Origin of the sequence: Streptomyces sp. NPDC057743 (assembly GCF_042798755.1) — a bacterium.
Lineage (GTDB): Bacteria > Actinomycetota > Actinomycetes > Streptomycetales > Streptomycetaceae > Streptomyces.
In genome coordinates, this window is sequence record NZ_JBHVJX010000020.1 from 153,544 (window position 1) to 161,692 (window position 8,149).

Sequence of the window (8,149 nt, forward strand, 5' to 3'; positions counted from 1 at the left end):
CTCTATTCTGGCTTTGTGCCGACGCTAAACAAAATACGCACGGTCTTCACCCGCCATCGGCCCTCTCTCTCCTCTCGATCTTCAAATCCCCCAAGGGGGGCGCATATCGGAACGACGGCCGCGGCTTCGGGCGCGCCCGGTCACCCGCTGGCCCGCCGGCGCGCCGCGATCACCGCGTTCTTCGCCATGGACGGCTTCCTCTTCGCCGGTTGGGTCGTCCGGATCCCCGCCATCAAGGCGCAGACCGGCGCCAGCGCGGGCGCCCTGGGGCTGGCGCTGCTCGGCGTCTCCGTGGGGGCGGTGGCGTTCATGATGCTCACCGGGCGGCTGTGCCGACGCTTCGGCAACCACGCCGTGACGGTCGTCTCCGGCACCGCGCTCGCGCTGAGCATCCTGCTGCCCCCGCTGGCCCGTTCGGCCACCGCGCTGGGACTGGTGCTCCTGGTCTTCGGCGCCGCCTACGGGTCCCTCAACGTCGCCATGAACAGCGCCGCCGTCGACCTGATCGCGGCGCTGCGCCGCCCGGTGATGTCCAGCTTCCACGCCGCCTTCAGCCTGGGCGGCATGCTCGGCGCCGGCCTCGGCGGACTGGTCGCCGGGCGGCTGTCCCCCGTCGCGCACCTGTCGGGATTGGCGGTCTGCGGCCTGCTGGTGACGGCCGCCGCGGGCACGGCGCTACGACGCGGACGGGAGTCGGGGGGCAGGCAGGAGCAGCCCGCCACTCTGGACGGCCCGCCACGCCACCCGGAGGAGACGGACCGCCCGCACCCCGGCTCCCGTTACCTCCCCCTCGTCCTCGTCTTCGGCGTGATCGCGCTGTGCACGGCGTACGGCGAGGGCGCGATGGCCGACTGGGGCGCCCTGCACCTCTCCCAGGACCTGGCGGCCTCGCCGGGGCTCGCGGCCGCCGGCTACGCGGTGTTCGCGCTGGCGATGACGATCGGACGACTCTCCGGGACCGTGCTCATCGAGCGCCTGGGACCCGTGCGGGCCCTGGTCGGGGGCGGCGGCACCGCGGCGGTCGGGATGCTGCTCGGGGCGCTCGCGCCGACCGCGTGGGCCGCCTGCGCCGGGTTCGCGGTCGCCGGTCTGGGGCTGGCCAACATCTTCCCGATCGCCATCGCGCGGGCCGGGGCGGCCGGCGGCGCGGGCGGGGTCGCGGTGGCCTCCACGATCGGCTACGGCGGCATGCTGCTCGGTCCGCCCGCCATCGGCTTCCTCACCGAGCTGTGGAGCCTGCCCATCGCGCTGACCACGGTCGCGCTGCTGGCCGCGGTGGCGGCGCTGATCGCACACCTGACGCGCGGGGCGCACCGCAACGGTGTGGACGGGGCCGTCCCTGCGTCCCCCTCCAAGGGAACATCCCCCTCACGGGGAAATTGAGGGGTAGTCAAGTTCCCTTGTGACACTGCCTGGTGGAGTGTGCCGAGGGGTAGCGTCGCTGGTCAGCGGGGCGTCGACGGTTTCCGGCGGCGCCGTGGGCCGGGCCGGCGGCGGTGCCCCGACGACGTCGGTTGTCAGTGGTGGCTGGCACACTCGGACGCATGGAGATCACTGAGTTCGTCGAAACCCTGCGCCTGGACGGTGGGCTGCTCGCGGACGCCGCCGACGAGGCCGGCCCCGATGCCCCGGTCCCGACCTGTCCCGACTGGCGCATGCGGGATCTGGTGCTGCATATGGGGCGGGTGCACCGCTGGGCGACGGGATTCGTGACCGAGCCCCAGGAGACGCCGGGCAGCTTCCCCGAGTCGCCCGATGTGACCGACGACGAGCTGGTCCCCTGGCTGCGCGAGGGGCACCACCAGCTCGTGCTGGCCCTCCACACCGCCCCGGCCGACCTGCGGACGTGGACGTTCTTCCCCACCCGGTCCCCGCTGGCCTTCTGGGCGCGCCGCCAGGCCCACGAGACGTCGGTGCACCGCGCCGACGCCCAGTTGGCCGCCGGCGTCCCGCTGACGCCGCTGCCGGCGCGCTTCGCGGCGGACGGCATCGACGAGCTCCTGACCCGATTCCACTCCGGCGACCGGAGCCGACTGCGCCCGGACGCCCCCCTGACCCTCCGCCTGCACGCCAGGGACACCCCCGGCGCCGACTGGACGGTCCACCTCACGCCCGACGCACCGCCGCGCACGGTCTCCACGCCGACGGGCGACGACGCCAAGCCCGACTGCACCGTCGAGGGCCGCGCCGAGGAGCTCTACCTGACGCTGTGGAACCGCCTCCCCTGGGGCGGCCTGACGATCTCCGGCGACGCCTCCATTGCGGCCCTGTGGCAGGAGCGCGGCGGCATTTGATCGACCGGGCCCCGGCCAGCGAGCCGGCCGGGGCGACAACGGCCCGCCGGCTCGGCGCCCGCCACCGTGAGCGGGCGCCGACCCTTCGCGGGCCCAACACCCCATCGAGGGCGGCGCGTTCACCTGTCCGTTCGGGGACGGCCTCCGGCCAGCGGTGGGCTCAGCTGCTCACCGAGCCCGCGAACGCCGGTGCGCCCGGCGGGATTGCCGAGCCCGCGGACGGTCGGCGTTCGGCCGGGCCCGCCGGTTGATGGCCCGGCGTCCGGGTGCGGGTGGGGGTGGGATCCGGCCGTTCGCGGCTCTACCCGGACCGGAGCGCTCCGTTCGTGGGTCGGACTGCCGGCACCGAACGGCTACCGCACGCCGCCCCGGTGCCGGCCGGCCGAGGGCCCAGCGGGCAGCGACGGGCGGCAGGCACCCCGGCGGCCGGCCTCGGGCGGGCAGCAACCCCACCGCCGCCCCACCCGCGTCGGCGCACGGCAGACCGCGCCCTCACCCCAGCCACCCCGGCCGCACCAACCCCGACTCGTAGGCCAGCACGACCAGTTGGGCGCGGTCTCGGGCGCCCAGTTTGACCATCGTGCGGCTGACGTGGGTCTTGGCGGTGAGGGGGCTCACCACCAGGCGGCGGGCGATCTCCTCGTTGGAGAGGCCGAGGCCGACCAGGGCCATCACCTCGCGTTCCCGGTCGGTGAGGGCGGCGAGTTCGGCGGTGGGCGCCGGGGTCTTGGAGCGGGCGGCGAACTCGGCGATCAGGCGGCGGGTCACGCCCGGCGAGAGCAGCGCATCGCCGGCCACCACCGCGCGCACCGCCCGCAGCAGTTCCTCCGGTTCGGTGTCCTTGACCAGGAAGCCGGAGGCCCCGGAGCGGATCGCCTCGAAGACGTACGCGTCGAGTTCGAAGGTGGTCAGCATGACGACCTTGACGTCCGCCAGGGCGGGGTCCTCGGTGATCTTCCGGGTGGCGGCCAGGCCGTCGAGCAGCGGCATCCGGATGTCCATCAGGACGGCGTCCGGCCGGCGCGCCCGTACGGCGGCCAGCGCCTCCTGGCCGTCGGCCGCCTCGCCGACCACCTCGATGTCGGGCTGGGCGTCCAACAGCGCCTTGAAACCGGCCCGGACCAGCAGTTGGTCGTCGGCGAGCAGTACCCGGATCACGACTCCTCCTCGGTGGTGCGGGCCGCGGTGGTGAGCGGCAGGCGCGCGTGGACCCGGAAGCCGCCGTCCGGCCGCGGGCCCGCCTCGATGGTGCCGCCCAGCGCCGCGGCCCGCTCCCGCATGCCGGCCAACCCGTTGCCACCGCCGACCAGTTCGCCGGTGCCGGCGGTGGCCGGCCCGTCGTCGTCGACCCGGATCTCCAGCACGCCGGGGGCGTAGCGGAGGAGGACCCGCGCGGTGCGCGAGCCCGAGTGCCGGACGATGTTGGTGAGCGCCTCCTGGACGATGCGGAAGGCGGCGAGGTCGGCGCCGGGCGGCAGCGGCGCGCGGGTGCCCTCGGTGGCGATGTCCACGGCGAGGCCGGCGCGGTGGGCCTGTTCGGCGAGTTCGGGCAGCCGGTCCAGGCCGGGGGCGGGGGCGCGCGGGGCGTCGTCGGGGGCGCGCAGGGTGTCGAGCACCTGCCGGACCTCGCCGAGCGCCTCCTTGCTGGCCGCCTTGATGGTGGTCAGAGCGGTTCGCGCCTGCTGCGGGTCGGAGTCCAACAGCGCCAGCCCGACGCCGGCTTGGACGTTGATGACGGAGATGCTGTGCGCGAGCACGTCGTGCAGTTCGCGGGCGATCCGCAGCCGCTCCTCGTCGGCGCGGCGGCGCTCGGCGGCGGCCCGTTCCGCCCGCATCCGGGCCAGTTGCTCGCGGCGGACCCGGGCGAGTTCGGAGGCCGCCAGGACGGCCACCACCCAGGCGGTGATGACGAGTTCCTGCCCCCAGGGCGCGGGCCCGAGGTACGGGGGCAGCCAGGGGTAGAGCCAGTGCGCGACCAGGAGGTGGACCAGCCACACCCCGCCCACCGCACACCAGGCAACCACCCGGTGGCCGGCGACGATCGCCGCGTAGGCGCCCAGCGCGAGGGTGCCGAAGACCGGCCCGTAGGGGTAACCGGCGGCGAAGTAGGCGGCGCAGCAGGCGGCGGTGGCCAGGGCCGTGGCCCGCGGGTGGCGGTGCCGGAACAGCAGCAGCACCGCTCCGGCGACGAGCAGCGCATGGCCGAGGGGGTCGAGCGGGACGCGTCCGTGCTGCCCGTGGGCGGCGGCGTTGGTGCCGACGGTGACCAGCACCAGCACCAGCAGCGTCGAGCGCCAGGGCAGCCGGCCGCCGGCCCGTCCTCCCGGCTCCGGGGCCGTCGGCCACCACGCCTGCGGCCGGTCGGGGCGGCGCCGCGCCCACGGCGGCCGTGCGTTGTCCATGGTGGACACGCTAGACGGCGGCGGGCCCGGGCGGCGTCCGCCCGGTGAGGGGTCCGCGGCTACTCCCCGGGGAGTAGCCGCCCAGCCGGTCGCCCCGGCCGCTCCCCGTCGCTCAGCCCCGCTCGGCCACCGGCTCCGCCTCGCCGGCCTCGTCCGGTCGGCCGTCGGCGGGCGCGGTGCCCGCGGACGCCTCCGTGCGGTCGACGGCGTCCAGCGCGCGCCGGGCCAACGGGTGGGTGCGGACCAGCTCGCCGAGGGTCGTGGTCCCGCGGGTGATCTTCGCGAACGCCCGCCAGACGGGCCGGAATCCGGTCAGCGCGGCGTGGAACATCCCCGGGCGGCGCGCGAACAGCGCCAGCATCCGGCGCCCGACGCCCATCTCCACGCCCAGCCCGGCCTTGATGGCGAAGGCGTAGTTCAGCGCCTGGCGGCGGGCGTCCACCGCGTCGTGCGCCTCGGCGATCCGCACCGCCCACTCGCCCGCCTGCCGCCCCGAACGCAGCGCGAACGAGATGCCCTCCCGGGTCCACGGCTCCAACAGGCCGGCCGCGTCACCGCAGACCAGCACCCGGCCGCGGGACAGCGGGGAGTCGTCCGCGCGGCAACGGGTCAGATGCCCGGAGGAGATCTTCGGCTCGAAGCCGGCCAGGCCGAGCCGGCCGATGAAGTCCTCCAGATAGCGCTTGGTGGCCGCGCCCTCGCCGCGGGCGGAGATCACGCCGACGGTGAGGGTGTCGCCCTTGGGGAAGACCCAGCCGTAACTGCCGGGCATCGGGCCCCAGTCGATGAGCACCCGCCCCGCCCAGTCCTCGGCGACCGTCTCCGGCACCGGAATCTCGGCCTCCAACCCCAGGTCGACCTGGTCGACCTTCACACCGACATGCGCGCCTATCCGACTGGCGCTGCCGTCCGCGCCGACCACCGCCCGGGCCAGCACCACCTCGCCGTCGCCGAGCACCACCGCGACGGTCCGCCGGTCCGGGACGTTGACGCCGTGCTGCTCGACCCGCGAGACGGTGACGCCGGTCCGGACCCGGGCACCGGCCTCCTTGGCCGACTCCACCAGCGCGGCGTCGAACTCGGGGCGGTTGATCAGCCCGAAGAGCATGTGCTTGGAGCGCCGGGTGCGGGCCAACCTGCCGTTGAGTGAGAACGTCACCGCGTGCACCCGGTCGCGCAGCGGCAGTTGGAAACCGGGCGGCAAGGAATCCCGGGACGGGCCGATGATGCCGCCGCCGCAGGTCTTGTAACGGGGGAGTTCGGCCTTCTCCAGGAGCAGCACCCGGCGTCCCGTACACGCCGCGGCGTGCGCCGCCGAGGCGCCGGCGGGCCCTCCGCCCACCACCACGACGTCCCACACCTGCTGGTTGCCCTCGGCCGCCTGCTCGCTGCTCACCTGTGCTTCCGCTCCCGTCCGATGCCTGGCTGCGCGTACCGCCGCATCCTACGGGCCGCGTCCGAACAGACTGCCTGTGGGAAGATCGGGGCACGCACATCCGTACGCCCGGGCCTGCCCGGCCCACCCCCGCCGGACGTGGCCCACGTATCCGACACCGCGCCCACAAGGAGCGTTTTCATGTCTGACAGCCCGCTCGCCCAGACCGTCGCCGCCCTGCAACCGCGGGCCAGGGCCGAACTCGCCGAGTTGGTGGCCTTCAAGTCGGTCGCGGACTTCGCCCAGTTCCCCAAGAGCGAGAGCGAGGGCGCGGCCCGCTGGATCGTGGACGCGCTGCGGGCCGAGGGCTTCGAGGACGTCGCGCTGCTGGACACCCCCGACGGCACCCAGTCCGTCTACGGCTACCTCCCCGGCCCGGCCGACGCACCGACCGTGCTGCTCTACGCCCACTACGACGTGCAGCCCCCGCTGGACGAAGCCGCCTGGATCTCCCCGCCGTTCGAGCTGACCGAGCGCGACGGCCGCTGGTACGGGCGCGGCACCGCCGACTGCAAGGGCGGCGTCATCATGCACCTGACGGCGCTGCGGGCGCTCAAGGAGCACGGCGGCGTCCCGGTCAACGTCAAGGTGATCGTGGAGGGTTCGGAGGAGCAGGGCACCGGCGGCCTGGAGCGGTACGCCGAGGCGCACCCCGAACTGCTGGCCGCCGACGCCATCATCATCGGCGACTCCGGCAACTTCCGCCCCGGGCTGCCCACCGTGACCGCGACGCTGCGCGGCATGACGATGGTGCAGGTCCAGGTGGACACCCTGGAAGGCAACCTGCACTCCGGCCAGTTCGGCGGCGCCGCCCCGGACGCGCTGGCCGCGCTGATCCGCACCCTGGACTCGCTGCGCGCCGAGGACGGCTCGACCACGGTGCGCGGCCTGGCCGCGGACGCCACCTGGGAGGGACTCGCCTACTCTGAGGCCGACTTCCGCAAGGACGCCAAGGTCCTCGACGGCGTCGAGCTGATCGGCAACGGCGCGGTCGCGGACCGGCTCTGGGTCCGCCCCGCGGTGACGGTGCTCGGCATCGACTGCCCGCCGGTGGTCGGCGCCACCCCCTCCGTCCACGCCTCGGCCCGCGCCCTGGTGAGCCTGCGGGTGCCCCCGGGCACGGACGCCGCCGAGGCCACCAAGCTCCTGAAGGCGCACCTGGAAGAGGCCACCCCCTGGGGCGCCCGCATCACGGTCGAACAGGTCGGCCAGGGCCAGCCGTTCCGCGCCGACACCACCAGCCCCGCGTACGCCTCCATGGCGGAGGCGCTGCGCGAGGCGTACGACGGCCAGGAGATGCAGACCTCCGGCCTGGGCGGCTCCATCCCCCTCTGCAACACCCTCGCGGGGCTCTACCCCGACGCGGAGATCCTCCTGATCGGCCTCAGCGAGCCGGAGGCCCAGATCCACGCGGTGAACGAGAGCGTGTCCCCGGAGGAACTGCGCCGCCTCTCGTTGGCCGAGGCGGAGTTCCTCCGGAGGGTTGCCGCCCGCTAGGGGTGCTTCCCACGTTGCTGGCTCTCCCGCCGCGCGGGTTGCTGTTCTTTGCGCCTTGCGGCGCGGGCATTGTTGCCGCTGCGCGGGGCTGTCGGCTGCGGTGACGGGCCTCCGGGGGCGGTAGGCCAGACTGCTTCGCTTTACGTCTGGCCTACCGCCCCCTCCGACCCGTCCCCTCCCGTTGAGGGGTGGATTTCTGTGGGTGGGGGCTGGCCCTTGTGGTCCCCTGACGGCCCACCGCCCGGTGGCTAGGGCCGTCTGTCCTCTTACGGTCACCGCCCGGTGTGGCTGGGGCCACCTGTCCTCTGACAGTCACCACGCAGGCTCACGCGTCCTCGTCAGCTGACCATCACCACTCAACCCACCAGCCCGAGTTGACCCACCGGCCCGAGCTGGCCCACCGGCCGGACGTGGCAACCACCGTCTTCACCCACCCCCACGGGAGGGGACGGGCCGGAGGGGTGGGGGTGCCAGACGTAAAGCGAAGCAGTCTGGCACCCCCCCCCCCCCGGACCCGCACC

Annotated in this window: 6 protein-coding genes; 3 read left to right on the plus strand and 3 right to left on the minus strand. The window is 74.6% G+C overall.

What is annotated here, in order from left to right:
• Positions 1–15 precede the first annotated feature (15 nt).
• Together ACFVFQ_RS23600 and ACFVFQ_RS23605 are read left to right on the plus strand one after the other, a co-directional pair.
• Positions 16–1,383, plus strand: coding sequence for an MFS transporter (locus tag ACFVFQ_RS23600; RefSeq protein ID WP_383419224.1), 1,368 nt, complete (start codon positions 16–18; stop codon positions 1,381–1,383).
• Positions 1,384–1,544: 161 nt separating this feature from the next.
• A complete protein-coding gene (locus ACFVFQ_RS23605) occupies positions 1,545–2,294 on the plus strand; it encodes a maleylpyruvate isomerase family mycothiol-dependent enzyme (protein WP_383419226.1) in 750 nt (249 codons plus the stop codon).
• A 492-nt stretch (positions 2,295–2,786) separates the two neighbouring features.
• Here the strand turns inward: ACFVFQ_RS23605 and ACFVFQ_RS23610 are convergent, their stop codons facing one another.
• The 3 genes from ACFVFQ_RS23610 to ACFVFQ_RS23620 form a co-directional block, all read right to left on the minus strand.
• A complete protein-coding gene (locus tag ACFVFQ_RS23610) occupies positions 2,787–3,452 on the minus strand; it encodes a response regulator (protein ID WP_383419228.1) in 666 nt (221 codons plus the stop codon).
• Entirely contained in the window at positions 3,449–4,696 is a 1,248-nt protein-coding gene (locus ACFVFQ_RS23615; RefSeq protein WP_383419230.1) for a sensor histidine kinase, read from the minus strand. Before ACFVFQ_RS23615 ends, ACFVFQ_RS23610 begins: the two co-directional genes overlap by 4 nt.
• Positions 4,697–4,808: 112 nt before the next feature.
• Positions 4,809–6,092, minus strand: coding sequence for a geranylgeranyl reductase family protein (locus ACFVFQ_RS23620; protein ID WP_383419232.1), 1,284 nt, complete (start codon positions 6,090–6,092; stop codon positions 4,809–4,811).
• 180 nt (positions 6,093–6,272) lie between these two features.
• Here ACFVFQ_RS23620 and ACFVFQ_RS23625 point away from each other — a divergent pair, with 180 nt between their 5' ends.
• Positions 6,273–7,628: a dipeptidase gene (locus ACFVFQ_RS23625; protein ID WP_383419236.1), complete on the plus strand. Its 1,356-nt coding sequence runs from the start codon at positions 6,273–6,275 to the stop codon at positions 7,626–7,628.
• Positions 7,629–8,149 lie beyond the last annotated feature (521 nt).

Excerpts from the sequence above, each read along its gene's own strand:
- ACFVFQ_RS23605 (WP_383419226.1), top strand. The coding sequence starts at position 1,545 with ATGGAGATCACTGAGTTCGTCGAAACCCTGCGCCTGGACGGTGGGCTG.
- ACFVFQ_RS23615 (WP_383419230.1), bottom strand. The coding sequence starts at position 4,696 with ATGGACAACGCACGGCCGCCGTGGGCGCGGCGCCGCCCCGACCGGCCG.
- ACFVFQ_RS23625 (WP_383419236.1), top strand. The coding sequence starts at position 6,273 with ATGTCTGACAGCCCGCTCGCCCAGACCGTCGCCGCCCTGCAACCGCGG.